The sequence below is a fragment of the Orrella daihaiensis genome (assembly GCF_022811525.1).
GTDB classification, from domain to species: domain Bacteria; phylum Pseudomonadota; class Gammaproteobacteria; order Burkholderiales; family Burkholderiaceae_B; genus Algicoccus; species Algicoccus daihaiensis.
Map to the genome: position 1 here is coordinate 1,424,435 of NZ_CP063982.1, position 24,592 is coordinate 1,449,026.

The 24,592-nt window shown below is 53.1% G+C and carries 23 protein-coding genes and 1 tRNA gene; 12 read left to right on the plus strand and 12 right to left on the minus strand.

Annotated features, from left to right (window positions below; translation table 11 throughout):
- The first annotated feature begins 24 nt into the window (after nucleotides 1–24).
- The 4 genes from DHf2319_RS06485 to glcF all read left to right on the plus strand — a co-directional run bounded on the left by DHf2319_RS06485 (nucleotide 25) and on the right by glcF (nucleotide 5,367).
- The gene (locus DHf2319_RS06485) at nucleotides 25–1,437 is read left to right on the plus strand and encodes an FAD-binding oxidoreductase (RefSeq protein ID WP_369810163.1); all 1,413 of its coding nucleotides are present in this window, start codon (nucleotides 25–27) and stop codon (nucleotides 1,435–1,437) included.
- A 105-nt stretch (nucleotides 1,438–1,542) separates the two neighbouring features.
- Complete coding sequence (locus tag DHf2319_RS06490) at nucleotides 1,543–3,021, plus strand: FAD-linked oxidase C-terminal domain-containing protein (RefSeq protein ID WP_369810241.1); 1,479 nt, start codon at nucleotides 1,543–1,545, stop codon at nucleotides 3,019–3,021.
- Nucleotides 3,022–3,023: 2 nt separating this feature from the next.
- A complete protein-coding gene (glcE, locus tag DHf2319_RS06495; protein ID WP_243477326.1) occupies nucleotides 3,024–4,124 on the plus strand; it encodes a glycolate oxidase subunit GlcE in 1,101 nt (366 codons plus the stop codon).
- A 13-nt stretch (nucleotides 4,125–4,137) separates the two neighbouring features.
- A complete protein-coding gene (glcF, locus tag DHf2319_RS06500; RefSeq protein WP_243477327.1) occupies nucleotides 4,138–5,367 on the plus strand; it encodes a glycolate oxidase subunit GlcF in 1,230 nt (409 codons plus the stop codon).
- 119 nt (nucleotides 5,368–5,486) lie between these two features.
- On the opposite strand, the gene DHf2319_RS06505 is transcribed toward glcF, so the two are convergent.
- Genes DHf2319_RS06505 through DHf2319_RS06515 form a run of 3 tightly spaced genes read right to left on the minus strand, consistent with a single transcriptional unit; the run spans nucleotide 5,487 to nucleotide 8,357 of the window.
- Nucleotides 5,487–6,923 carry an NAD(P)(+) transhydrogenase (Re/Si-specific) subunit beta gene (locus tag DHf2319_RS06505; protein ID WP_243477328.1) on the minus strand — a complete coding sequence of 479 codons (1,437 nt, stop codon included), beginning with the start codon at nucleotides 6,921–6,923 and terminating at the stop codon, nucleotides 5,487–5,489.
- Nucleotides 6,920–7,237, minus strand: coding sequence for an NAD(P) transhydrogenase subunit alpha part 2 (locus DHf2319_RS06510; RefSeq protein WP_243477329.1), 318 nt, complete (start codon nucleotides 7,235–7,237; stop codon nucleotides 6,920–6,922). Before DHf2319_RS06510 ends, DHf2319_RS06505 begins: the two co-directional genes overlap by 4 nt.
- Nucleotide 7,238: 1 nt before the next feature.
- Nucleotides 7,239–8,357, minus strand: coding sequence for a Re/Si-specific NAD(P)(+) transhydrogenase subunit alpha (locus DHf2319_RS06515; protein ID WP_243477330.1), 1,119 nt, complete (start codon nucleotides 8,355–8,357; stop codon nucleotides 7,239–7,241).
- A 72-nt stretch (nucleotides 8,358–8,429) separates the two neighbouring features.
- Between DHf2319_RS06515 and mnmA the strand changes: the two genes are divergently transcribed.
- A complete protein-coding gene (gene mnmA / locus DHf2319_RS06520; protein ID WP_243477331.1) occupies nucleotides 8,430–9,548 on the plus strand; it encodes a tRNA 2-thiouridine(34) synthase MnmA in 1,119 nt (372 codons plus the stop codon).
- 7 nt (nucleotides 9,549–9,555) lie between these two features.
- On the opposite strand, the gene DHf2319_RS06525 is transcribed toward mnmA, so the two are convergent.
- Nucleotides 9,556–10,167 (minus strand): glutathione S-transferase, encoded by a 612-nt coding sequence (locus tag DHf2319_RS06525; RefSeq protein ID WP_243477332.1) that lies wholly within the window; start codon nucleotides 10,165–10,167, stop codon nucleotides 9,556–9,558.
- Between the two features lie 192 nt (nucleotides 10,168–10,359).
- On the opposite strand from DHf2319_RS06525, the gene purB reads away from it, so the two are divergent.
- The gene (purB, locus tag DHf2319_RS06530) at nucleotides 10,360–11,736 is read left to right on the plus strand and encodes an adenylosuccinate lyase (RefSeq protein WP_243477333.1); all 1,377 of its coding nucleotides are present in this window, start codon (nucleotides 10,360–10,362) and stop codon (nucleotides 11,734–11,736) included.
- A gap of 46 nt (nucleotides 11,737–11,782) precedes the next feature.
- Nucleotides 11,783–12,235 (plus strand): c-type cytochrome, encoded by a 453-nt coding sequence (locus DHf2319_RS06535; protein ID WP_243477334.1) that lies wholly within the window; start codon nucleotides 11,783–11,785, stop codon nucleotides 12,233–12,235.
- Nucleotides 12,236–12,304: 69 nt separating this feature from the next.
- Here DHf2319_RS06535 and DHf2319_RS06540 read toward each other — a convergent pair whose 3' ends face one another.
- Complete coding sequence (locus tag DHf2319_RS06540; protein WP_243477335.1) at nucleotides 12,305–13,006, minus strand: cytochrome b/b6 domain-containing protein; 702 nt, start codon at nucleotides 13,004–13,006, stop codon at nucleotides 12,305–12,307.
- 148 nt (nucleotides 13,007–13,154) lie between these two features.
- Here DHf2319_RS06540 and DHf2319_RS06545 point away from each other — a divergent pair.
- Nucleotides 13,155–13,231, plus strand: a tRNA-Met gene (locus DHf2319_RS06545).
- Nucleotides 13,232–13,331: 100 nt separating this feature from the next.
- Here DHf2319_RS06545 and DHf2319_RS06550 read toward each other — a convergent pair.
- Nucleotides 13,332–14,105 carry a GntR family transcriptional regulator gene (locus tag DHf2319_RS06550; protein ID WP_243477336.1) on the minus strand — a complete coding sequence of 258 codons (774 nt, stop codon included), beginning with the start codon at nucleotides 14,103–14,105 and terminating at the stop codon, nucleotides 13,332–13,334.
- A 442-nt stretch (nucleotides 14,106–14,547) separates the two neighbouring features.
- Between DHf2319_RS06550 and ectA the strand changes: the two genes are divergently transcribed.
- Genes ectA through thpD form a run of 4 tightly spaced genes read left to right on the plus strand, consistent with a single transcriptional unit; the run spans nucleotide 14,548 to nucleotide 17,783 of the window.
- A complete protein-coding gene (gene ectA, locus DHf2319_RS06555; RefSeq protein ID WP_243477337.1) occupies nucleotides 14,548–15,087 on the plus strand; it encodes a diaminobutyrate acetyltransferase in 540 nt (179 codons plus the stop codon).
- A gap of 60 nt (nucleotides 15,088–15,147) precedes the next feature.
- The gene (ectB, locus tag DHf2319_RS06560; protein WP_243480040.1) at nucleotides 15,148–16,419 is read left to right on the plus strand and encodes a diaminobutyrate--2-oxoglutarate transaminase; all 1,272 of its coding nucleotides are present in this window, start codon (nucleotides 15,148–15,150) and stop codon (nucleotides 16,417–16,419) included.
- A gap of 21 nt (nucleotides 16,420–16,440) precedes the next feature.
- Entirely contained in the window at nucleotides 16,441–16,830 is a 390-nt protein-coding gene (locus DHf2319_RS06565; RefSeq protein ID WP_243477338.1) for an ectoine synthase, read from the plus strand.
- A 32-nt stretch (nucleotides 16,831–16,862) separates the two neighbouring features.
- The gene (thpD, locus tag DHf2319_RS06570; RefSeq protein ID WP_243477339.1) at nucleotides 16,863–17,783 is read left to right on the plus strand and encodes an ectoine hydroxylase; all 921 of its coding nucleotides are present in this window, start codon (nucleotides 16,863–16,865) and stop codon (nucleotides 17,781–17,783) included.
- A gap of 117 nt (nucleotides 17,784–17,900) precedes the next feature.
- Here the strand turns inward: thpD and DHf2319_RS06575 are convergent, their stop codons facing one another.
- From DHf2319_RS06575 to DHf2319_RS06600, 6 genes are all read right to left on the minus strand, one after another.
- On the minus strand, nucleotides 17,901–18,905 hold the full coding sequence (locus DHf2319_RS06575) for a DctP family TRAP transporter solute-binding subunit (protein ID WP_243477340.1): 1,005 nt from the start codon (nucleotides 18,903–18,905) through the stop codon (nucleotides 17,901–17,903).
- Between the two features lie 69 nt (nucleotides 18,906–18,974).
- Nucleotides 18,975–20,273, minus strand: coding sequence for a TRAP transporter large permease (locus tag DHf2319_RS06580; protein WP_243477341.1), 1,299 nt, complete (start codon nucleotides 20,271–20,273; stop codon nucleotides 18,975–18,977).
- Nucleotides 20,270–20,785 carry a TRAP transporter small permease gene (locus DHf2319_RS06585; RefSeq protein ID WP_243477342.1) on the minus strand — a complete coding sequence of 172 codons (516 nt, stop codon included), beginning with the start codon at nucleotides 20,783–20,785 and terminating at the stop codon, nucleotides 20,270–20,272. Before DHf2319_RS06585 ends, DHf2319_RS06580 begins: the two co-directional genes overlap by 4 nt.
- Nucleotides 20,782–21,765, minus strand: coding sequence for an alpha-ketoacid dehydrogenase subunit beta (locus DHf2319_RS06590; protein ID WP_243477343.1), 984 nt, complete (start codon nucleotides 21,763–21,765; stop codon nucleotides 20,782–20,784). Before DHf2319_RS06590 ends, DHf2319_RS06585 begins: the two co-directional genes overlap by 4 nt.
- Entirely contained in the window at nucleotides 21,756–22,730 is a 975-nt protein-coding gene (locus tag DHf2319_RS06595; protein ID WP_243480041.1) for a thiamine pyrophosphate-dependent dehydrogenase E1 component subunit alpha, read from the minus strand. The genes DHf2319_RS06590 and DHf2319_RS06595 overlap by 10 nt, the downstream gene beginning before the upstream one ends.
- A 178-nt stretch (nucleotides 22,731–22,908) precedes the next feature.
- Entirely contained in the window at nucleotides 22,909–24,585 is a 1,677-nt protein-coding gene (locus DHf2319_RS06600) for an FMN-binding glutamate synthase family protein (RefSeq protein ID WP_243477344.1), read from the minus strand.
- Nucleotides 24,586–24,592 lie beyond the last annotated feature (7 nt).

The following is a 24,592-nucleotide window of genomic DNA, read 5'->3' on the forward strand; positions in this document are numbered from 1 at the left end:
TATTGACACGCAACGGGATCAAAAATGGGACACATGTTGATTGAACAGCGGTTGCGCAAACCTCTGCCGCCAAAGATGGTGAGCGAGTTTACCGAGCGCTTTGGCACTCGATTTTCACTCTCGTTGCCAGTCAGGGAGCATCACGGTCGTGACGAGTCGCCGTTTCCCAACATGTTGCCCGACGCCGTCGTGTTTGCCGAGTCACGAGATGATGTGGTGTTCGTGGTCAAGGCATGCTCTGAATACGGCGTACCGTTGATTCCTTATGGCGCTGGCTCCTCGCTTGAAGGGCATTTGCTGGCTATTGAGGGAGGCATTTCTTTAGACGTCAGCGCCATGAATAAAATCGTGTCGCTTAACGTGGAGGATTTAACCGTCACGGTGCAGCCCGGCATCACCCGCAAGCAATTGAATGAACAGTTGCGCAATACGGGGCTATTTTTTCCGATTGATCCAGGCGCCGATGCCTCTATCGGCGGAATGGCTTCAACCCGTGCGTCAGGGACCAATGCAGTTCGCTATGGAACCATGCGTGAAAATGTCTTGGGCCTTGAGGTAGTGACCGCGCAAGGAAAGGTCGTACGAACGGCTCGTCGAGCACGCAAGTCATCGGCTGGCTACGACCTGACCCGCATCTTTGTAGGCAGCGAAGGTACGCTGGGCGTCATCACTGAGGTTACCGTGAGGCTTTATCCTCAGCCAGAGGCGGTTAGTGCTGCCGTCTGTCATTTTCCGTCGATGCAAAATGCCGTGGCGGCGGTCATTCAGACTATTCAGATGGGGATTCCGATCGCGCGTGTCGAATTGATGGATTCCAATGCGGTCAAGGCAAGTAACGCGTATAGCCATTTGAATCTACGTGAAACCCCTCTGTTGCTGTTTGAATTTCACGGCAGCGCCGCCGGTGTTCAGGAACAAGCAGAGATCGTGCAGGAAATCGCACGTGAGCATGACGGCATGGACTTTGAATGGGCGAATTTGCCGGAGGAACGGTCACGGCTCTGGACCGCCCGTCACAACGCGTACTTTGCCGGGCTGCAGTTGCGGCCTGGTTGCCGAGCGAGCACCACCGATGTTTGTGTGCCTATCTCCAGGTTGGCAGAGTGTATTGATCGCGCCGGCGAGTTGCTTGCCACTGCATCGTTTCCGTACACCATCGTCGGTCACGTCGGTGACGGTAACTTCCATGTGCTGATGTTGTTGGACCCTGAAGACTCCAATGAGTGGCAAGAGTCAGAAAAACTGAACCATGCGCTTGTCGAAATGGCACTATCCGTCGATGGCACTTGTACCGGTGAGCACGGAATTGGCTTGCACAAACTTGGCTTTATGCACGAGGAGCATGGTGAGGCGGCGCTTGAGCTGATGTGGGCGTTAAAACGTGCCTATGACCCTAGCAATATCCTTAACCCCGGGAAGGTTTTGCCGACCCTCTGAAATACCCTGATTTGGGGTAAATCCTCGCTGTCAATTGCATCGCGACAATGTATTGTTGTGTTAAGCAATACGAAGTGAAGAATCGTGATGACAACTGAACTGGAAATGCCAGTCTCCGAGACTGTGGTACCGCCGTTAGATGAAATTCTGCATGCGCTCAGGGTCGTGGTGCCCGAGCACTGCATCTTGGCCAGAGACGAGCAAAAACGCCCCTACGAGTGTGATGGCCTGTCGCTTTATCGGCAAATTCCGATGGTGGTGGTCCTACCTGAAAATGAATCCCAAGTGCAAGGGGTGTTGCGTGCGGCGCGGCGACTCAATGTGCCAGTCGTCACCCGAGGTGCAGGCACTGGACTTTCAGGCGGTGCGATGCCCCATGCTCAGGGTATTTTGCTTGGTATGTCCAAATTCAATCGGATTAAGCATATTGATCCGGTCGCAGCAACCGCAGTGGTCGAACCGGGGGTGCGTAACCTCGCGGTGTCTGAAGCGGTCGCTCATCTTGGGCTTTACTACGCGCCAGATCCGTCAAGTCAAATTGCTTGTAGCATCGGCGGCAATATCGCCGAGAACTCGGGTGGTGTGCATTGTCTGAAGTATGGGTTAACCGTGCACAATGTATTAAAGGTTCGCATGGTGACGCTGGACGGCGAGGTGGTGGAGCTCGGCAGTGAGGCGCCCGATGCGCCCGGGCCTGATCTGTTGTCGACATTTATCGGTTCAGAAGGCATGCTGGGTGTGGTGACCGAAGTGACCCTGCGCTTATTGCCAAAGCCTGCGCTCGCCAAGGTCATCATGGCTAGTTTTGATGATGTCGAGAAGGCGGGTCAAGCTGTAGCGGCGGTGATTGCGGCCGGTATTATCCCTGCAGGTTTGGAGATGATGGATCAGCGCGCCACCGAGATGGTCGAGCCATTTGTCAAAGCAGGGTACGACGTGAGTGCCAAAGCGATCTTGCTGTGTGAGTCAGATGGTACGGAAGTGGAAGTCGCAGAGGAAATTGCGCGTATGACCCGCGTGTTTGAGGGCGTGGGTGCGACCCGTATTCAGGTGTCTGAGACTGAAAGTGAGCGCCTGTTGTTTTGGGCGGGCCGCAAAAACGCTTTCCCGGCAGCTGGTCGTGTCTCGCCTGATTACTACTGTATGGATGGCACGATACCGCGCAGACGTTTGTCCGACGTGCTGCAGGCGATCGAAACCATGCAGACCACCTTTGGATTGCGATGTGCCAATGTATTTCACGCAGGCGATGGCAATCTTCATCCCTTGATTCTGTTTGATTCGAATGACCCGGATGAGGTTGAGCGTGCCGAGAAATTTGGTGCTGCGATTCTAGAGTTGTGCGTTCAAGTGGGTGGCACTATCACCGGGGAGCACGGCGTAGGGCTGGAAAAAATCAATCAAATGTGTGTTCAGTTCGAGCGCGATGAGCTCGACACGTTTTTCGGTGTCAAGCGAGCCTTTGACCCTGAGGGACTTCTGAACCCAGAGAAAGTGATTCCGACCCTGGCTCGCTGCGCCGAATACGGCAAGATGCATGTCCATGGCGGTAAGCTGCCGTTTGCTGATATTCCGAGGTTTTGATAATGGACTACGCGCTGTCTCAGTTGTGCGACCAGGTCATGACCGCTCGAGCAAACTTTCATGCGATAGAGATCGTTGGCGGGGGCACCAAGCGCTTCTACGGCAATCCAATGCCTGCTCAGGACAAGACGACGCGTCTTGAGATGTCATCGATTTCAGGCATTTTGACCTACGAGCCTAGTGAGCTTGTGGTCACGGCCATGGCTGGAACGCCGCTTGCTGATATACAGGATATGCTTGCCCAGAAGGGGCAAATGCTTGCCTTTGATCCGCCATGTTTTGGTTCAGGCAGTACGATTGGTGGCGTCGTAGCAAGCGGATTATCGGGACCGTTGAGTTTTGGTTATGGACCGCTGCGGCACTACGTTTTGGGTGCACACTTGCTCGATGCTCAGGGCCGGATTCTGAAGTTTGGCGGCGAAGTCATGAAAAACGTCGCAGGCTATGACGTCTCGCGCTTGTTGACTGGCTCAATGGGTATGTTCGGTGTCATTGTTCAGGTATCCCTGAAAGTCCTGCCTTTGCCGATGTGCGACGCGACCTTGGTGTTCGACCTGACCGAGTCAGAATCGCTCGAACGGTGTGCACCCTTGCGTGCCAAAGCCATGCCAGTCAAGGCAGCAGCCTGGGTACCGAGTGGTATCGGGAAGCAAGGTCAACTAGCTATTCGGCTCTGTGGCGCGCAATCCGCTGTGGAGCAAGCAAAGCAATTGCTCGGTGGGCAGACGCTTGATCAAGCGCTTGCTACGCAATGGTGGCAAGATTTTAGAGATCAGACCACATCATTTTTTGATGGCCAACCCCTGTGGCGTCTTGCGGTGCGGGGACAAACACCAGCGCTAGACCTGGGACCCACTGCGTTTGATCTGGCGGGAGAAGTGCGATGGATAAAAGGTGATCTGCAGGCACAAACGGTGCGGCAGGCTGCTCAAGCCGCTGGCGGGCACGCAACCCTGTTTAGAAGTGGCGAAACGTTGCCTTTGCCGACTGATGGTGTGTTTCAGCCAATGGCACCATCAGCTCGCGTCATCACCGAGCGTCTGAAACGAGAGTTCGATCCCAAGTCCATCTTTAACCCAGGGCGATTGGTCGCCGGCATTTGAAGGAAAGGCAGGCATGCAGACGAAGTTGTTGCCCGACATTAAGGAAACGCCGCTAGGACAAGAAGCAGAGGAGATTTTGCGCCGGTGTGTGCACTGTGGGTTCTGTACGGCCACATGCCCGACCTATCAAGTGCTCGGCGACGAGCTCGATAGTCCCAGAGGCCGTATTTATCTCATCAAGGAAATGCTCGAAGGCGCGGCAGTGACTGAGTCAACCCAGCTTCATCTTGATCGATGTCTGACCTGCCGAAACTGTGAGACGACTTGCCCATCGGGGGTTGAGTATGGCAAGTTAATTGATATAGGGCGTCAGATCGTCGATGAACGCGTGCCACGCTCGACGCCAGAAAAAATAAAGCGTGAGAGCCTGCGTCGTACTTTGAACGCCTCTTGGTTCGGTCATGCCTACAAGCTCGGACAATCAGTGCGTCAATGGCTACCGGAGTCGATTAAGCGCAAGGTGATTGCCAGGCAGTCCGCAGGCGTCATACCAGAGAACCGAGGACATGTCCGTCAGGTGATTATGCTCAAAGGCTGCGTGCAGCCCTCAATGATGCCTAACATCGACGCTGCGACAATCCGTATCCTGGATAAGTTGGGGATCGGTGCTCAAATTGTTCAGGAATCCGGCTGTTGTGGTGCCTTGAATTTCCACCTTGATGCGCAGGAGGCTGGCAGGGCCCAGATGAGGGCAAATATTGACGCCTGGTGGCCTTTATTGGCCAATGGTGAAGTCGAGGCAATCGTGATGAATGCCTCGGGCTGTGGCGGCATGGTACGTGAATACGAACACCATCTGCGTCTGGATCCGGTTTATGCAGAAAAAGCCAAGCTAATCAGCGAACATGTCAAAGACATTGCCGAGTATCTTGCGCCACAGGCTCAGAGACTCAAGGAGTTGATCGAGGTTTCTCGCTTGCCGGCTAAGCCAGTGTTTCATCCACCTTGCACCTTGCAGCATTGGCAGGGACTTCGCCCTCAAAGTGAAACGCTGCTGCGTGATATTGGTCTTGACTTGCAGCCGTTTGCAGAAACCCACCTTTGCTGCGGATCAGCAGGTGCCTATTCAGTTTTACAGCCTCAAATCTCGACTCAACTTCGCGATCGCAAGCTTGAGCACATTGACGCTGCCAATCCGGACGTGATTGTGTCTTCCAATATTGGCTGTATCGGGCATTTGCAGTCGGGGACAGACATGCCAGTCAAGCACTGGGTTGAGGTGATAGATGCCGCACTGCGCTAGTGGGTTGGTGCACTCGTTGTTCAGTGCTTTTGCGCCTGAATCGTGACAAAAAACCCGCCACGTTAGTCGCGTGGCGGGTTGTCAAAGACCTTGGTAAGGCCACTTTGGTATCTGTGTCTCTAAACGGCTTTGACCATGTCCTCAATGACTTTCTTGGCATCGCCAAACACCATCATGGTCTTGTCCATGTAGAAGAGCTCATTGTCTAGGCCGGCGTAACCTGCTGCCATCGAGCGCTTGTTCACGATGACGGTTTTTGCCTTGTAGGCTTCGAGGATGGGCATACCAGCGATTGGCGATTTGGGATCATTCTTGGCCGCAGGGTTGACCACATCGTTGGCTCCTAGCACGAGCACCACGTCGGTTTGCCCAAATTCTCCGTTGATATCCTCCATCTCGAAGACTTGATCATACGGCACTTCGGCTTCCGCCAAAAGCACGTTCATATGACCAGGCATGCGACCGGCGACGGGATGAATCGCATACTTGACGGTCACGCCTTGCTCGGTGAGTTTCTCAGCGAGCTCTTTTAAGGCGTGCTGTGCGCGTGCGACAGCCAAGCCATAGCCCGGCACGATGACGACCGATTCCGCGTTAGACATGATAAATGCAGCATCCTCAGCGCTACCTGAACGAACGTTGCGAGCACCCTGGGCCGCACTAGAGGCGCTGTCATCAGCACCACCACCAAAACCGCCAAGAATCACGTTGAAAAAGGAGCGATTCATGGCCTTGCACATGATGTAGGACAGGATGGCTCCCGACGAACCGACTAACGAACCGGCAATGATGAGCATTGAGTTATTCAACGAAAACCCAATACCAGCTGCTGCCCAGCCAGAGTAGCTGTTGAGCATTGATACCACCACAGGCATATCAGCGCCCCCAATCGGGATGATGATAAGGACCCCCAAAATGAAGGCAATGATGGTCATGATGATGAATGGCGTCCAGGTTTCAGTCAGCATGAACCAGATGCCGCAGGCAATCATGATGATTGCCAGCACGAGGTTCAACATGTGTTGACCACCAAATACGACCGGAGCGCCCTGAAACAGCCGAAACTTGTATTTGCCCGAAAGCTTGCCAAATGCAATCACTGAGCCTGAGAAGGTAATGGCACCTACGAAAGTACCGATAAAGAGTTCTAATCGGTTGCCCAAGGGGATCGCACCGTTTGCGTCGACGATGCCAAAAGCCTGGGGTTCAGCGACAATGGCCACAGCGATAGCAACCGCTGACAAGCCAATCATGCTGTGCATGAAGGCTACGAGCTCAGGCATTTTTGTCATCTCAACACGCTTGGCCATGATGGTGCCAACTGTGCCGCCGATCACCAGGCCCAGAACCACCCAGCCCAGGCCCATCGCCGCACCTTCAGTGCCAGCCAGGCTAACAATCAGAGCGCCTGTCGTGAAAATGGCAATGGCCATGCCTGCCATGCCGAACGTGTTACCGATGCGAGAGGTTGTTGGATGCGAAAGGCCTTTGAGGGCCTGAATGAAGCAAACCGAGGCAATCAGATAGAGCAGGGTGACAAGATTCATCGAGATCATGCTGCATCTCCCGATTTGGCAACCTTTTGTTTTTTCTTGAACATCTCCAGCATCCGACGAGTGACTAAAAAGCCTCCAAAGACGTTGACCGCCGCCAGCGCAACGGCAAATACACCCATGAAACGAGCCAAAGAGCCTTCAGTCAAGGCGGCCGCCAACATGGCACCGACAATCACAATGGCTGAGATGGCATTGGTTACCGCCATCAAGGGGGTGTGCAGTGCTGGCGTGACATTCCAAACCACGTGGTAGCCAACATAGACTGCGAGCACAAAGATGATGAGGTTGATAAGGGTAGGGCTAATAGCTTCCATGTCAGTTTTTCCTCAGAACTTGGCCAGATTCGCACACAAGGCAGGCTTGCACAATATCGTCCTCACGATTAATCGCCAGCTTGCCTTCGGCATCCACAATGAGTTTCAGGAAGTCGAGCAGGTTGCGTGCATACAGGGCAGACGCATCCGTGGGCACCATGCCTGGCAGGTTGGTCAGGCCAACCAGGACGACGCCGTTTTCTTCGACAACTTGCCCGGCAACAGATAGCGGGCAATTGCCGCCCCGTTCAACCGCGAGGTCGACAATGACACTTCCAGGCTTCATTCGATGAACGGTATCGGCACTCACGAGCTGTGGTGCTGGCCGCCCAGGAATTAATGCAGTCGTAATGACGATATCAGCCTGTTGGCAGCGTTGGGCCACCAGTTCAGCCTGACGGGCCATCCACGCAGGGGGCATCGGACGGGCATAGCCGCCAGAGCCTTCAGCGATTTCACGTTCTTCGTCAGTCTCAAATGGCACGTCAATAAATTTCGCCCCCAGTGACTCGACCTGCTCCTTAGCTGCTGGCCGCACGTCAGAGGCTTCGACAACAGCGCCAAGACGTTTGGCTGTGGCAATGGCCTGTAAGCCCGCTACCCCTGCGCCAAGCACCACTACCCTTGCCGCCTTCAGAGTACCCGCAGCGGTCATCATCATCGGGAAGAGACGCCCGTAGTGGTTGGCAGCAAGCATCACAGCCTTGTATCCAGCAAGGTTGGCTTGTGATGACAGGACATCGAGACTTTGAGCCCGTGTGGTGCGGGGTGCAGCCTCAAGGGCAAAAGCGGTTAAGCCGGCAGCGGCCATGGCGGCCAGCCCTTCGTTGTCAAAGGGGTCTAGCATCCCTGCCAGCACGCTGCCAGATTTCATGTGTGTCAGTTCTGCGGCGCTTGGCGCGCGTACTTTGAGCACCGTTTCAGCCGAGAGTGCCGTTGCCGCATCGGTCAGTTCAGCGCCGGCCTCGGTATAGGCTTGGTCCTGAAAGCGAGCGAGCACACCCGCGTGGCGTTCAACTAGAACCTGGTGTCCTGCGGCGATCAGCTTTTTGGTGGTTTCCGGTGTGGCAGCGACCCTGGTTTCGCCATCGCGGGTCTCCTTGGGGATCCCGATGCGCATCGAGCTTCTCCTATTGTTTCTTCGTTGTTTTATTAAAACAATCGTTATACAACAGACCCGTACAATTAAGCCATGAATAAATCAAACAAACTCGAGCCAAAACGCATCGTGGTTGGCATGTCTGGAGGAGTGGACTCCTCGGTGGCTGCCTGGCTCTTAAAGCAACAGGGTCATGAGGTCATCGGACTTTTCATGAAAAATTGGGAGGGTGACGATGATGATGAGTACTGTTCGTCTCGCCAAGACTGGCTTGATGCAGCGAGCGTGGCTGATCTGATCGGGGTTGATATTGAGGCAGTGAACTTCTCGGCCCAATACAAGGATAGGGTATTTGCTGAGTTTTTACGGGAATATCAGGCAGGACGCACGCCCAATCCTGATGTGTTGTGTAATGCCGAAATTAAATTCAAGGCATTTCTAGACCATGCCATGACGCTCGGCGCTGATCTGATTGCCACAGGCCATTATGCGCGCGTACGCCCGTCGCCAACCGTGCCCGGCGAGTTTGAACTGCTCAAAGGACTGGACGCGACCAAGGATCAAAGTTATTTTTTGCATCGATTGAATCAGGCTCAACTCGCCAAGGCCTGTTTCCCTTTGGGCGAGCTACCAAAGACTCGCGTGCGTGAGCTTGCGCATGATCTTGGGTTGCCCAATGCGGCAAAAAAAGACTCCACGGGTATTTGCTTTATCGGTGAGCGGCCATTTAGAGAGTTTTTAAACCGATACTTACCGACCGATCCGGGTCCGATGTTGACCGCCGATGGCATACTGATAGGGCAGCATCATGGTTTGGCCTTCTACACCTTGGGGCAGCGCAAAGGCCTGGGTATTGGGGGTGTCAAGCAATATCAAAACGCCGATGGTAGTGGTCCGACCTGGTATGTTGCAAAAAAGGACATGGCGAACAACACACTTTACGTCGTGCCAGAGCATGATCACCCCTGGCTACAGTCGACGCACCTTTGTGCCGAGCAAGCGAGTTGGGTGGCGGGCAATGCCCCTGAGGTTGGGCGTATTTTTGGCGTGAAGACACGCTACCGGCAGGTCGACGCCGCAGCGTCTCTGGTTAAAACAGATCTCGACGGTTTCAGTCTGAAGTTCGAGTCTGCACAATGGGCCGTGACCCCTGGTCAGTCCGCTGTCGTCTATGACGGTGACGTTTGTCTAGGTGGTGGCATCATTGTGTAACCACCCTTTAAGTTTGCGGTGGCTGGGTATCTACAAACGATGGGCGGACAATCATCTTGTCGTGTAAGGCTGCCAGATTGGGATAAGACTCACGCCATTGAATCTCAGAAAATCTAAAGCTCAGATAGGCCAGTGCACAACCCACCGCAATATCAGCTAATGAGACGGCAGTGCCCCGGCAAAACGTCTGTTCGCCCAGTCCATTGCTCATCGCCTTTAGCGCAGCATTGATCTTGCCAAGTTGTCGGTCTATCCACGACTGGCTGATTTGTTCTGTGGGGCGCTGTCGCTCCTTAAATACTGTTACCGCGGCATCGAGCACACCATCGGCCAGTGCCTCCCAGCAGCGAACCGCTGCGCGTTCGCGCCCGGCTTGTGGAATGAGTCGGTTATAGGGCGACAGGGTGTCTAGGTATTCAACAATCACACGTGAGTCAAACAGCGCGCCACCGTCTTCCATGACCAGACACGGCACTTTACCCAATGGGTTAACTGTCTGAATATGGGTGTCAGGGCTCCAAACATCCTCGAGTTCAAATTGGCATTCAAGTTTTTTTTCAGCCATGACAACACGTACTTTGCGCACGTACGGGCTTGTAAGAGAACCAATCAGTTTCATAATTCGGTGCTTCTATGCAATTCCAGCAAAACGGATCAAATTTGTTTTCAAGTCCATGCATTACGGAGCTGATCCAACATCGTTGAATAATTCGACGCATTGAGTTTATAGCCACATGGAATGCGTAGAGCGAAAATACTGGGTGCTACACTCATCTACCTTCAAACTGTCGTTTTTTTACAAATATAGATCATGTCCATCTCGACCAACTTGAGCGCGCTAACCGCACTTTCCCCATTAGATGGCCGCTATGCAAGCCGCTGCGAGGCTTTACGACCGTTATTGTCTGAGGCCGGTTTTATGGCGCATCGAGTCGAGGTGGAAATCGCCTGGCTCATTGGACTTAGTGAAGCAGGTTTGCCGGAGTTGCCGGCGTTTTCCGCGGATGCCAAGTCGCGTTTGCAGGCGCTAATAGACCACTTCAGTCAAGACGACGCATCGCGCATCAAAGCTATCGAACGCACCACCAATCACGACGTGAAGGCGGTGGAGTACTGGCTTAAAGAAAAAGTTCAGGACCATCCCGAACTAGCGCGAGCTGCGGAATTCATCCACTTTGCTTGTACGTCTGAAGATATCAACAACACTTCCCACGCATTAATGCTAGGCCGCGCTCGTGAGACAGTGCTGCTGCCCGCCCTGAGGGGGCTGTTGACTCAGCTACAAACTATCGCGATTGAGCAGGCGGCGCAGCCGATGTTGTCACGCACACATGGACAGCCGGCCACACCCACCACGCTTGGCAAGGAGTTTGCAAATGTGACGCACAGGCTCGCGCGTGGCATTCAAGCGATTGCTTCTGTCAGGCCATTAGCCAAGCTCAACGGTGCGACCGGCAACTATAGCGCTCATCTGAGTGCGTATCCTGACATTGATTGGCCGGCATTTAGTCGCGGGGTGTTAGATAGGCTTGGTCTGACCCAGAACTCCCACACTATTCAGATTGAACCGCACGACTGGATGGCTGAGTTGTTCGATTCTATTGCTCGGGCCAATACGATTCTGCTTGACTTGAACCGGGACATCTGGGGGTACATATCGCTGGGTTATTTCAAGCAAAAATTGCGTGAAGGCGAGGTCGGGTCGTCAACCATGCCACACAAGGTCAATCCGATCGATTTCGAGAACTCGGAAGGTAACCTCGGTTTGGCTAACGCAGTTTTGCGACACCTATCTGAAAAATTGCCGATATCGCGCTGGCAGCGTGACCTGACAGACTCAACGGTGCTGCGAAACATTGGTGTTGCGCTCGGTTACAGCATGGTGGCCTACGATGCTTGTGCCAAGGGTTTGGGCAAGCTCGAGGTTAACACCGCCGCCATCGATGCGGATCTCGACTCTTGTTGGGAAGTATTGGCCGAACCCGTACAAACAGTCATGAGGCGCTATGGTTTACCCGAGCCATATGAGCAACTGAAGGCACTGACTCGAGGCAAGGGCATTACGCGCGAAGGACTACGCGAGTTCATTATTGCGCTTGATTTGCCTCAAGCCGACAAGGACAGATTGCTTGAAATGACACCAAGAAGCTATCTTGGTTTATCCATATCACTTGCAAAGCAACCCTGAGCGGGTATAGTCGAGGTGAACAAGTTGTTTTTTTGGAGGTGCCGTTATGAATAAATCTTTGTTTGCATCACTTGTCCTGGCTATTGCATCACCACTGGTGGCGACCAGTGTTCAAGCTCAGGCCTTTGGCAAGGCCGACGATGCGATTCAGTATCGTCAAGGTGCATTTCAGATCATCAAAGCACACTTTGGTGCATTGCAGCCTGTGGTTAAAGGCCAAATTGCATACGATCAAGCGGCAGTGCTTGCCAATGTTCAGATCCTGGATCAAGTCGCCAAGCTTCCCTGGAAGGCATTTGGACCGGGCACAGAGGGTGGTGATGCGCGCGACGACATTTGGTTAGATGAAGAAGGCTTTAAGGCCGCTCAGAAGAAATTTCTGGATTCGTTGGTACCCTTGACTGCTGCTGCTCAGGCTGGCAACCTCGATGACTTGAAGAAAGCATTCGCCAATACGGGCGCGTCCTGTAAGGCTTGCCACGATAGCTTTCGGGATTGAGCTGCCACTAACCAGCGGCTGATCAGTTTCTCGCTAACTAAAACAAAGGGCGCTTCGGCGCCCTTTGTTTTAGTTAAAACTCATGCCAGCAGAGTTGCCAAGCTCAATGAGCCACCACCCGATACTACCTAGAATGACGATTAACACCAGGCCCCAAGCTCTGATCCCAACATCATCGCGGGCTGCAGGTGTATCGGGTGGTAGCTGATCGGCTGGTTTGTCACCGGTGATCATAGGTGGCACCAATCGCGTGCCCCTGAGCGCGTAAATCAAGATAGCAATCAAGTGCAAGCCAACCAGCAAAAACAATGGTTTTTCATTGAACCGATGAATCGAACTCATCAGGCTTGCAACATCGCTACTGACGAACTGATTAAGTGGGCCTTGAGTGAGGATCTCGTCAGTCGTAAACAGCCCCGTGAAGGCCTGTATGCCAACGACGGTGAGCAAAGCCAGCACGGACCAGGCGCCAAGGGGGTTATGGCCCGGCGCTACGACTCGATGTTGCTTGCGCAAGTAAGTCACTGTAGCGCCAGGGGAACGAACGAAACTAGAGAATCGAGCGTAGCGAGAGCCGGTAAAGCCCCAAACCAAGCGAAACACGAGCAAGACAAGTGCAGTGATGCCCAATGGCAAGTGCCAGTCCATCCAGCTGCCGCCCACTTTAACGGTCGCCACGGCACCGATCACACTAGCAGCGAATAGCCAGTGAAATAAACGGGTCGGTAGATCCCAGATCCGAATGGTGGGCCTTTGTGGGTTGTGCTTCATGGGTGCATATTCCTGAAATAGGTCTAAAAAAGTGCTATATTCTCGTTCCTGACTGCATCAGGTCGTGATTGTTAAATCAGTCAAGCAATCTAAAGTTGCGATCAAGTTATATCCAAATTGATGCAATCATCCGCTTCGCGGTCATATCGGCGCATTAGCTCAGTTGGTTAGAGCGACGGAATCATAATCCGCAGGTCCGGGGTTCGAGTCCCTGATGCGCCACCAGAACATTAAAGCCCGTCAGCCTCGCCAAGCAGGTTGACGGGCTTTTTTAAAAAACAGGCAAGTAATTGTAATTTGAGCAACATTTGATGTCATTGCTTAATCACAAACGATGTTGACGTCTGCTCGGCTGTCTCAGTTCTTTCGGTGATACGTCCCCTAGAAATTCGAGCGCACCTGAGCGCAAAATAAAACTGCCCGTATCACGAATGTCAGCGACGATTGCTTGTCTGGCACGCACCCCGTCTCGACGCGACAGACTGTCGATGAGCTTGGCGTGATGGGCAAACGACTCCCATTGCTTAACCCCCCTGGTTGCATGACGCAGCGTTGAGGAGATGGCCGGGGTCACCTGGATCCATAAGCTTTCAATCATTTCGAGCAGCTGTGGCATGTTCGCTGCACGGTATACCCCAAAATGCAGATCTCGATTCACCCGAGCCAATAGCGTTGGGTTGGGCCTTGCCTTGTGACCTTCCTTCTCAAACCGCTGGGCGTGGTGGCGCAGCTTCATTAGCTCTGTTTGGGTCATTTGCCGGCAGGCAACTTCTGCAGCAAGCCCCTCTAGTGCGCAGCGAATTTTTATGATCTCGCCGAACTTCGCGGGAGTTGGTGCATTGACGCTAATCGTTCGATTGGTATGCATTTGAAGACCGCCTTCAGCCGTCAATCGCCTGATGGCATCACGAATAGGCATGATGCTTGTGCCAAATTGGTCAGCTAGTGCTCTGAGCGTCAGTTTCTGACCGGGCTGAAGTGCGCCGGTCAACAGCAGCATTTTTAGTTTGCCATAGACATTATCTGCTTCAGTCGCACGCGGTTGGGGCAGTTGATGTGTCCGCTTGCGGGGGGGAGGTGTGTTTGTGTGAGTTGTCATTGTCGCTGAGTGCTCATACGGTTTTCATACTCTTATGCGTTTATCAATATGCTTGGCAATTTTTATTGAATATTGTGATCACAATATTTGAAATATATCTGATGATATCTTGGTTTTAAGTCAAAAAAATCAATAATTTTCTGATTGTGATCACAATTGGTAAGACGAGTTTGTCTGGATTCATATGCGTGGGCTAACCTCTGCTTTGTTGCTGGTGAGCTTTGCGCTCACCTTACGCGCAGTCCTTTCAAGATTCTTTGCTGAGAGAGGGTTGTTCCGATCATGTGCGGCATTGTCGTCAGTTATGTGACGCCGGCATGTATTTCAAGTCCTGTCACAGGACAGTGGCTGCGACAAATGATGTGCAAAGCATCGTTTCAGCCAAGCGCCTAGACCGATCAGGTTCGGTCATTGATGGCGTTAGAGAAGATCAACTTTACGCATGAGCGAGATTAAAGACACACCATCATTTGTAGCGAGATCATCATTGACTTTTCGTGCGCCAAACCAGCGAGATGGCGTGGCGGTATGGCGAGCTGTTCAACAGGCCGGAACACTTGAGCCAAACACGGCATATTTTTATTTGATTTTTTGCAGTGACTTCCGGGAAACCTGTCTCATTGCCGAAGATGACAAGGCGATTGCTGGCGTTTTGATTGGGTATCACCCACCTAATGATCCTGAGACGGCATTTTGTTGGCAAATCGGTGTACTGCCTGCCTGGCGAGGACAGGGGCTAGGTAAACGCATGCTCTGCGCTTGGCTTAATTTGCCGGCTAATCGTGAAGTCAATTGGGTTACAGCCACAGTGGCTGATGACAATGCTGCATCAGACCAGCTGTTTCGATCGTTTGCGAGATCGTTATCAGCGACCTGTTCTGTTGAACCACATTTCACAGCGGATCATTTTCCGGCAGGGCATCGGCCTGAGCCGATTTATCGAATTGGTCCAATTCCCAAGGCTGCGCGCAAGCGCGTCTAAATCGGTCTGGTGGGCGTGTTTGTCTAGCTCTGCGTCACAGTCAGACTTACGAAGGAGGAAATTAGTATGAATATATTTGAACAATACGAATCTGAGGTCCGAGGCTATTGCCGCAATTTTCCGGCGGTATTTTCCTCTGCAAAAGGCGCTTGGATGACTGACACTGGCGGGCAACGCTATCTCGATTTTTTCAGTGGTGCTGGTGTTTTGAACTATGGTCATAACAATGACCGTATTAAACAACCGTTAATCCGTTATCTGCTTGGTGATGGCATTACCCACACGCTTGATATGTACAGCGAAGCCAAGCAGCGTTTCATCCAGCGCTTTAATGATGTTGTGCTTAAGCCGCGTGGTCTTTCATATAAGTTTCAGTTTCCCGGACCTACCGGGACCAATGCGGTTGAAGCCGCTCTTAAGCTGGCCCGTAAAGTGACAGGGCGTCAAACCGTAGTTAATTTCACGAATGCATTTCATGGCATGACACTAGGTTCGTTGGCTGTCACGGGTAACAGCTTTAAACGTGCAGGTGCTGGTGTGCCATTGCATCACACGGCAGCCGTGCCGTTTGAGGGATATCTGGGCGAGGAAATTGACACGCTGGAATATCTTGAAGCCATGTTGATCGACAGTGGTAGTGGCATGGAGATACCGGCTGCTGTCATCGTCGAGACAGTGCAAGCCGAGGGTGGTGTCAATGTGGCCAGTCAAGATTGGCTAAAGCGACTGCGAGACATTACCAAGCAGCACGATATCTTGCTGATTGTGGACGACATTCAGGTCGGTTGTGGTCGCACTGGCGCGTTTTTTAGTTTTGAGGATGCTGGTATTGAGCCTGACATCATCACATTGTCAAAGTCGTTGTCTGGTTACGGATTGCCGCTGGCGTTAGTGCTCATGAAGCCCGAGCTCGATCTTTGGTCTCCCGGTGAGCACAACGGAACATTTCGGGGCCACTGTCCGGCGTTTGTGACAGCGACTGCGGCACTTGATTTCTGGACGGACAACGCTCTGGAAATGTCGGTGCGTAAAAAGTCAAAGCTGGTGGAGCGTCGATTGAACGCCATGGTGCAGGATCAGGAGATTGAGGCCGATGTGCGTGGTCGCGGTTTGATTTGGGGCGTGGAGTTCACCGATCGTGCAATGGCGACTCAAGTTTCAAAGGCGTGTTTTGAGCGTGGTTTGATTATCGAGACCGCGGGAATTGATGATCAGGTTTTAAAGCTTTTACCGAGTTTGACGATCGATGAAGCTGATCTGAACCACGGCTTAGACATTATTGAGCAAAGTATGCAAGCCATCGCTCAGGCCGATACGGCGCAAATAAGCTAACGCAACTCGGAGAATAGGACGATGATTGTCAAGCATCTTGATGACATATTGGGAACAGAAGCTGATGTAGACACGAACGGCTGGAACAGTCGACGGTTGATTTACAGGGACGCCGGCATGGGTTACTCAGTCAATGACACCATTATCAAACCTGGTGCCGAGCTTGAAATGGAGTATCGCCATCATTTTGAGACGGTGTATTGCATTGAAGGCGAGGGTGAGCTCACGGACGTGGCCACAGGGCAAACCCATGCGATACGAACGGGAACGATTTATGCCTTGAATAATCACGATCGCCACATTTTGCGCGCTAACAAAGGGGTGCATATGCGCATGGTTTGTGTTTTTAATCCGCCCCTGACCGGTCGTGAGGTGCATGATCAGACCGGCGCCTACGCCTTGAGCGAGTGAACCGACTTTAAATACCGCATAAGGAGAGCGATATGGACCAAGCCTTCGCAGATTCCATGGTGCTGGTGGACCGATATCCATCAAGAGTTGCTGATACACCTCGTGTTACACCACGTCTTGACCCGGTGGTGTACGGTATGGCTGGCGACGGACCACTTGATCAGGCCACCCTCGATCAGTATGACGAAAACGGGTTGCTATATTTTGATTCCCTATTTAGTGACGCCGACTTGCAAGGTTGGATTGATGAATTAAATCGATTAAGGGCCGATGCAGCGGTGAAATCCTCTGCCCAGGCGATTATCGAGCCCCACAGTCAAGAACTGCGTTCGATTTTTGCTGTGCATCGCACTAGTCGCGTCATGCGTCATCTAGCAGCGCACCCCAAGATTGTCGGCATCGCCGAGCAATTGCTCGGCGGCCCGGTCTACGTGCATCAGTCACGCATTAACTATAAGGGTGGGTTTCGGGGCAAAGAATTTTATTGGCATTCCGATTTCGAAACCTGGCATGTCGAGGATGGTTTGCCCGGGATGCGTACGGTAAGCTGTTCGATCAGCCTGACACCGAACACGCCACATAATGGGCCACTAATGCTGATCCCAGGCTCGCATCATCGTTTCATTGCTTGTGTTGGGCGCACGCCCGAGAATCATTATCAGGCTTCACTTCGACGCCAGGATCTTGGCATACCAGACGACGAAAGCCTGGCAAGGCTGGTGCAGGACTTTGGCATTGTGGCGCCTACAGGGCCAGCTGGGTCAGTGACATTTTTTGATTGCAACACCATGCACGGATCGAGCTCAAACATCACGCCAATGGCACGCAGCAATATTTTTATTGTCTACAACAGCCTTCAAAACAAACCAGTTAGTCCATTTTGTGGGCTTGCACCACGACCGAATTTCATTGCTGAGCGTGAGGAATTTACGCGGGCTTCTGAATTGGGATAGGTGGGTCTTGTGCGGTCGATTCAGCTATTCATTAGGCTACTGAAAGTCGTTAAGTCAAAGTAACAGGGGCGGCAAATGCCGCCCCTGTTACTCATGACCACACAGGTGAGCCAACAACTACTTGGCGTTGGCTACTGCTTGCTCGGCCTTTTTAACCAAGCTCGGTCCAATTTGCTTTACCCACTTGTCATAGACGGGCTTGGTTACTTTCTTGAACTCGGCCAATTGCGCCGGCGTCAACTGTGTAATACCAACGCCCATGGCCAGAATGGTCTCTTTCACGGGCTTACGAGCCAAGGCGATTTGCTGCTTGGCAGCATCTTGAGCGGCTTGGCGCACGATGTCCCGATCGGCCGCGGTCCAGGAGTTCCAGACATCCTTGTTGACCACAAACACCAGTGGATCATTCATGTAGTTCCACTCAGTGATGTATTTTTGTCCAAGCTTATCCATCTTGGCGGCCACAAAGATAGACAGAGGATTCTCCTGACCGTCGACTGCACCGCTTGCCAGAGCAGGTTGTGCATCGGCCCAGCTCATTTGCGTGGGATTGGCACCCAAGGCGGTGAACGCATCGATAAACAGTGGCGAACCCACCACACGAATCTTCATTCCCTTCATATCGGCCGGTGAGGAGACAATTCGCTTGGAGTTGGTTAGCTGACGGAAACCGTTCTCGCCCCAGGCCAGTGGAATGGCGCCGCGCTTTTCAATGATGTCAAAGATTTGCTTTCCAACCTCACCCCCGGTCATGGCATCCGTTTGCGCCCAGGTCGTTGCTAAAAATGGCAATGAGAAGACGTTAAGCTCCTTGATTTGCGGTGACCAGTTGATGGTGGAACCAATGGCCATATCGATCACACCCTGGCGGACTGCCGAGAACTCGCGGGTTTGATCACCATTGACCAGAGAGACCCCAGGATAGAGTTTGATATTGATACGACCGTTGGTGCGCTCGCGCACAAGGTCAGCCCAGATCTGGCCACCTTGACCCCAAGGGAACGCCGTGCCAACTACCAGAGACATACGGTATTCGGGTTTGTAGTTCTGAGCAGCGGCGCCGGTGGCCATCGCCATAGCCGCAGTGGCCAAAGCCACTTTGAGTGTGGTTTTAAAGTTCATCGTGACATCTCCTCCATGTCAATGTCGTTTGTAAAAATCTAAATGCTCGTAAAACGATTAAAAGACCAGTTAATAACCCAGTGTCCTTGGCAACCAAACCACGATTTCAGGGAACACCACTAGCAGCAACAGAACCAGGGCCGCAGCCAGCAACAGCCACATGACCCATCGGATGGTAGTCTCCATCTGCACTTGTGCGATCTTGCATGAAACCATCAGATTAACCGCAATTGGCGGTGTGAATTGGCCGATGGCAACCATGATCGTCAAAATCACGCCAAACCAAACCAGATCCCATTGGTAAAAGGCAGCAATCGGCATCAGCAATGGCACAAAAATCAGGAAAATCGAAACGCCATCCAGAACCATGCCGACTAGAACCAGAAGCAGCAGCACGAGCGCCAAAACCCCATATTCACCGAGCCCAGAGCTCGTGATTGCTTCAGTGATGGGATCGATGATGCCTAATGTGGAAAGCGAGTAGGCAAAAATGCCAGCAAGTGCCACCACCATCAGAATGATGGCAGATAGTTCGCCCGCATCTCTGAAGATGGCGAATAGATCCTTGATTTTGATGGTGCGGTAGATGACCATGCCCACGAACAAGCCATAGAAGACAGCTACCACGGCGGCCTCTGTCGGCGTGAAAAGCCCTGCACGCATGCCGCCAAGAATAAGCACTGGCGCGGCCAATCCCCAGATGGCCTCTTTCAGGCTACGCCAAAACGGTGGGCGTGGCAATGAAGCTTCATTTGCACCCATGTTGTATTGACGTGCCAGCAAGTAGGCTGGGACCATCAGCGCAATGCCAAACAGAAGTCCAGGGAACAAGCCGGCTGCGAACATGGCGGGTACGGAGGCGCCCGGCACCAGAATCGAATACACAATCAGCGCGATGGAAGGGGGGATCAAGATATCGATCGCAGCCGATGCGCCAATCACACTCGCAGAAAAAGAGGGGAAGTAGCCTGCACGTGTCATCGCAGCGATCATGACGCCACCAACCGCAGCTGCTGTGGCAGGTCCGGAACCCGAGATGCCGCCAAGCAACATGGCCACCGCGATAGCGACAACCGGTAAGACACCAGGCCCGCGGCCAAGGATGGCGATCGCCAAGTCAACCAGGCGGCTAGCGACACCGGAGCGCTCAAAGATGGTGCCTACCAAGACAAACATTGGTAGTGCCAGAAGCGGATATTTACCAAGGCTCGCGTAGAAGTTTTGCGGGACGGCAAGTAGTCCAAACCAGAACGTGTCCACGTTGGCAAGACCGATTGCCAACGTGGCTGCTAGCCCCATGGCTACGCCGATGGGTAATCCCAAGAGCATCAGCACGATAAAGACGCCAAATAGAATCAGGCCGATCATGACGACTTCCTGGTGCGCATCCAGAGACCAATCAGACGCAAGCCAATCACCAGAGACAGCAGCGGCAGCCAAATGGAGTACCACCACTGCGGCACGCCAATGGCTGGCGAAATCTCTTCGTACTCATATTGATCCCACACCAGGCGCGCGCTCAGAATAGCCAGCGCAAAAAACATCAATGCGCCTAGCCAGGCTGCAAACTCACCAAGCCATCGTTGCTGTTGCGGATTGCATTTGTTTACAAAGAATTCAATGCGAATGTGATGGTTGCGAGCAAAAGCGATTGAGCCGCCAACTAGCGCCAGAACAATCATTAAAAATACGGAGATTTCTTCGGTCCATGCAAAGGACTGATCAGTGAAATAGCGCACTAGTACATTGATAAAGGTAATCAGCGCAAGCGCGCCCATCACCGCGGCGGTCAGTGCGTCCTCAATCGCCAATGGCACTTTGGGTTTGATGGTCGGTTCGGATGATTCGTTAGGAGTAGGGTTAACTGGGTCTGGCTTCATGAGGTGGGCACTTGATCAGTGTGTTGTGCGAGCATTCGTTGAACGTAATCCACGATTTGTTGGCTGGTGACTCTGGCCAGGGCTTCAAGCTCACTGGCGTAGCCCACCGGGATGCGCGGCGCACCGAGTCGCCTGGCCTGGCAAGGCAGGCGCTCGACGACTGTGCTGACGATTTCTGCGCCAAACCCACCGACTTGAACGGACTCATGCACCACTAACAGGCGGCCAGTTTTGCGGCAAGACTGAAGCACTGCCTCCTTATCCCAGGGCCAGAGACTCTTGAGGTCAATCAGTTCAACATCAATACCCTGATTTGCAAGCTCTTCGATCGCTTGCTGGCAGACTTGTCGTTGGCGACTCCAGGTAACTAGAGTGAGATGTTCCCCTGTTCGCACGACCTCGGCTTTGCCTAATTCAATGTCGAGGCTGGTATCAACTTCGCCACTGCTTGCCCATAGGGTCTTATGCTCTAGAAAAATGACGGGATCGTCACAAACCAATGCTGCTTTCAACAGGCTGTAGTTGTCCTGTGGTGTCGATGGCGCCACCACAACCACACCAGGCAAGTGAACAAACCAATTTTCCAGTGATTGACTGTGTTGGGCAGCCGACGCATCCCAGATGCCCATGGGCATTCGTACCACCACGGGAACCGTACCTTGCCCGCCAAACATGTAGCGGTTTTTAGCTGCCTGGTTGACGATTTCATCCATGGCGCACATCGCAAAATCCGTAACCCGCAGTTCGATGACCGGTCGCATACCAGCCAACGCCATGCCCACACCTGCGCCCATGATGGCTGCTTCGCTAATGGGTGTATCCACTATCCGGTCTGGGCCAAACTTTTGTGCCAAACCGGCATACTGGGCAAAGATACCGCCCCGTCCGACATCTTCACCAAGCACAATGACACGGTCGTTCGCACTCATCGCGTCATCTAAGGCAGCAACTGCGGCTTGGGCGTAAGTCATTAATGCCATTGACCCGCTCCTACGGTCTGGATGTGTGTATATGCCGTCTCTGGATCTGGCGGGTCACAGGCATCGGCGTAAGCCAATGCAGCTTCTATTTCGGCTTGCGCATCGGCTTCTATCTGGTCTAGTACGTCGGCCCGGGCGCCTGGCATGGTTAGGTAAAGAGCACGGGCTTTTTTGATGGGGCAACGTGCGAGCGCTTGCTCGACTTCGCTCGGGTTGCGATATGCCGCTTTATCAACTGAGACATGTCCTTTGACGCGGTAGGTCCGGGTATGAAGCAGCTTTGGACCGTCCCCTTTGCGCACGCTGTTCACAAGTTCTTGGGCGGCGCGATAGACTGCAAGCACATCATTGCCATCGACTTCCACGGCTTCGATATCCATGCTGCGCGCTCGGGCTGCGGCACCAGCGCCAGCACTCATGGCGCTCGTCGCCGTGGTGGCACTCCATTGATTGTCCTCACATACAAACAAAACCGGAAGTCGATAGACTTGTGCCCAATTAAGAGATTCCAGAAACGGTCCTCGGTTAATGGCACCATCGCCAAAGAAACACGCGGTTATGTCGGGCCTTCCTTGTATTTTTTGGGCGTGGGCTGCGCCCACGGCAATCGGCATGCCTGCACCCACTACGCCGTTGGCACCTAGCATCCCAACAGAAAAATCAGCGATGTGCATGGATCCACCGCGACCCCCGTTAAAGCCGTGTGCTTTGCCGAAGAGTTCACACATCATTCTGGTCATGTCCGCGCCTTTGGCCAGTGTGTGGCCGTGTCCGCGGTGGGTTGAGGTGATGTAGTCGTTGGCGGTTAAGTGCGCACAGACACCTGCAGCGACCGCTTCTTGCCCAGTGGACAAGTGCAGTGGCCCGCGCACCTTTGCGCGGCCACTGGTAGCTTGGCCGTAGACTGCCACACCCCCTTGGCTAGCGTCCTCGGCCGCATCTTCAAATGCTCTGATTCGCACCATCGTGCGATATAACGCCGTCAGTACCTGTTGCTGCTCGTCCAAGCTTTCTCCCCATGTGTGAGCAATTGACGTCATCCGGACTCGCTTTGCCTGGTCGTAAAGCGAGTTGTGACGCGCAGCGGCATTTTCCATGCCCGACCACATTTAGATCATATCGCTAGATACAACTTCGTGGCAGTCACACCGTGTAAGGGATTGCCTGAGTGTCCATTTGGGCCAGTCGCTCAGACAGGTCACCAGCCGGCTTGAATGAATTTGGGTCGGCCATCGGCCATCCGAGTTGCAGAACTCGTGAGCGCAGGTCGTTTTCCAGGATTTCACCCGGGCGTGCTTCCGGAAAGACGGTGGACAAAAGGGTCACGTGATTGACTGACAACCGACAGGCAATGTGATGGGCTTTTAAGTCATCTGGGTGATGTAAACCGGCTGCCCCAATAAGTTCTGCCAGTGCAGCCAAGGTGTTGCGATGATAGTTGGCTACCCTGGGCGCTTTATCCTCAACCACCAGGGCTCGCTGGCGTAAAGGGTCCTGTGTGGCCACACCAGTGGGGCAGCGGCCAGTGTGACAAGATTGAGCCTGGATGCAGCCAATTGCAAACATAAATGCCCGGGCACTGTTGCACCAATCGGCGCCTAGGGCCATGATGCGGGCCATATCAAATGCGGTCACTATTTTGCCTGAGGCACCTAGTTTGATCTGGTCTCGCAGATTCAGACCCACTAGCGTGTTGTGTACCAGTCTTAATGCTTCTCTGAGCGGTGTGCCGACATGATCGATAAATTCAGCCGGTGCGGCACCTGTTCCGCCTTCTGCGCCGTCAACCACAATAAAGTCGGGTGTGATGTTTGTTTGCTGCATGGCTTTGGCAATCGCAAACCATTCCCAAGGATGTCCAATGCAAAGCTTAAAGCCGACTGGTTTGCCGCCCGATAGTTTCCTGAGCTTGACAATGAAGTGCATCAACTCAATGGGCGATTTGAATGCCGAATGCGCTGCTGGCGAGTTGCAGTCTTGACCAACTGCCACGCCACGTGCTGCAGCTATTTCCGGCGTGACTTTGCCGCCTGGCAGTATCCCACCATGACCAGGCTTGGCTCCTTGGGAGAGTTTGATTTCTATCATTTTGACTGCTGGGCGGGTAGCGTTTTCTGCAAATTTTTCTTCGCTGAAATTGCCGTTCTCATCGCGACACCCGAAGTAGCCCGAACCGATATTCCAGATCAAGTCACCGCCAGGACGTAGGTGGTATTCACTGATACCGCCTTCGCCGGTATCGTGTGCAAAGCCACCAATCTTTGCGCCTTCATTAAGCGCAAGAACCGCATTGGCAGACAGCGCCCCAAAACTCATGGCCGAGATATTTAGAACGGACAGCTCATGTGGCTGGGTGCAATCTTTGCTACCGACCTTGATACGAAAGTCTTTGTTACTGATGTGAGCTGGCTGCATCGAGTGGTTGATCCACTCGTAATGTTCAGCGTATACGTTCTCCTCGGTACCGAAAGGTTTTTTGTCGAGCTGCTGCTTGGCGCGTTGGTAGACCAACGAGCGTTTCGCCCGAGAAAACGGTGTGTCGTCCTGGTCATTCTCAAAGAAATATTGCCGCAGTTCCGGTCGGATGGACTCGAGCAGATAGCGCATATTGCCGATGATGGGGTAGTTGCGCCGAATGGAATGGTGGGTCTGTTTCAAGTCATACAAGCCCAGTATCAACAAGCCCCAGCTCGCAAAAGCCAGCAGCCACCACTCTTTGTGCCAAATGAGTGCGAGCACTGGAAATATGAAACTCAATGCGAACACAACCCAGAATACGGCGAACTGGCCACGTAACGGTGGCAGGTGGCTGCTGATCATGTTGATG

Coding starts and splice junctions, on each gene's coding strand:
- DHf2319_RS06535 (WP_243477334.1), top strand. CDS start 11,783: ATGAATAAATCTTTGTTTGCATCACTTGTCCTGGCTATTGCATCACCA.
- DHf2319_RS06485 (WP_369810163.1), top strand. CDS start 25: ATGGGACACATGTTGATTGAACAGCGGTTGCGCAAACCTCTGCCGCCA.
- mnmA (WP_243477331.1), top strand. CDS start 8,430: ATGAATAAATCAAACAAACTCGAGCCAAAACGCATCGTGGTTGGCATG.
- DHf2319_RS06525 (WP_243477332.1), bottom strand. CDS start 10,167: ATGAAACTGATTGGTTCTCTTACAAGCCCGTACGTGCGCAAAGTACGT.
- DHf2319_RS06595 (WP_243480041.1), bottom strand. CDS start 22,730: ATGGTGCGAATCAGAGCATTTGAAGATGCGGCCGAGGACGCTAGCCAA.
- DHf2319_RS06505 (WP_243477328.1), bottom strand. CDS start 6,923: ATGATCTCGATGAATCTTGTCACCCTGCTCTATCTGATTGCCTCGGTT.
- DHf2319_RS06590 (WP_243477343.1), bottom strand. CDS start 21,765: ATGGCATTAATGACTTACGCCCAAGCCGCAGTTGCTGCCTTAGATGAC.
- DHf2319_RS06550 (WP_243477336.1), bottom strand. CDS start 14,105: ATGACAACTCACACAAACACACCTCCCCCCCGCAAGCGGACACATCAA.
- DHf2319_RS06490 (WP_369810241.1), top strand. CDS start 1,543: ATGCCAGTCTCCGAGACTGTGGTACCGCCGTTAGATGAAATTCTGCAT.
- ectA (WP_243477337.1), top strand. CDS start 14,548: ATGAGCGAGATTAAAGACACACCATCATTTGTAGCGAGATCATCATTG.
- DHf2319_RS06515 (WP_243477330.1), bottom strand. CDS start 8,357: ATGCGCATCGGGATCCCCAAGGAGACCCGCGATGGCGAAACCAGGGTC.
- glcF (WP_243477327.1), top strand. CDS start 4,138: ATGCAGACGAAGTTGTTGCCCGACATTAAGGAAACGCCGCTAGGACAA.
- glcE (WP_243477326.1), top strand. CDS start 3,024: ATGGACTACGCGCTGTCTCAGTTGTGCGACCAGGTCATGACCGCTCGA.
- DHf2319_RS06600 (WP_243477344.1), bottom strand. CDS start 24,585: ATGATCAGCAGCCACCTGCCACCGTTACGTGGCCAGTTCGCCGTATTC.
- DHf2319_RS06540 (WP_243477335.1), bottom strand. CDS start 13,006: ATGAAGCACAACCCACAAAGGCCCACCATTCGGATCTGGGATCTACCG.
- DHf2319_RS06510 (WP_243477329.1), bottom strand. CDS start 7,237: ATGGAAGCTATTAGCCCTACCCTTATCAACCTCATCATCTTTGTGCTC.
- DHf2319_RS06580 (WP_243477341.1), bottom strand. CDS start 20,273: ATGATCGGCCTGATTCTATTTGGCGTCTTTATCGTGCTGATGCTCTTG.
- DHf2319_RS06575 (WP_243477340.1), bottom strand. CDS start 18,905: ATGAACTTTAAAACCACACTCAAAGTGGCTTTGGCCACTGCGGCTATG.
- thpD (WP_243477339.1), top strand. CDS start 16,863: ATGGACCAAGCCTTCGCAGATTCCATGGTGCTGGTGGACCGATATCCA.
- purB (WP_243477333.1), top strand. CDS start 10,360: ATGTCCATCTCGACCAACTTGAGCGCGCTAACCGCACTTTCCCCATTA.
- DHf2319_RS06585 (WP_243477342.1), bottom strand. CDS start 20,785: ATGAAGCCAGACCCAGTTAACCCTACTCCTAACGAATCATCCGAACCG.
- DHf2319_RS06565 (WP_243477338.1), top strand. CDS start 16,441: ATGATTGTCAAGCATCTTGATGACATATTGGGAACAGAAGCTGATGTA.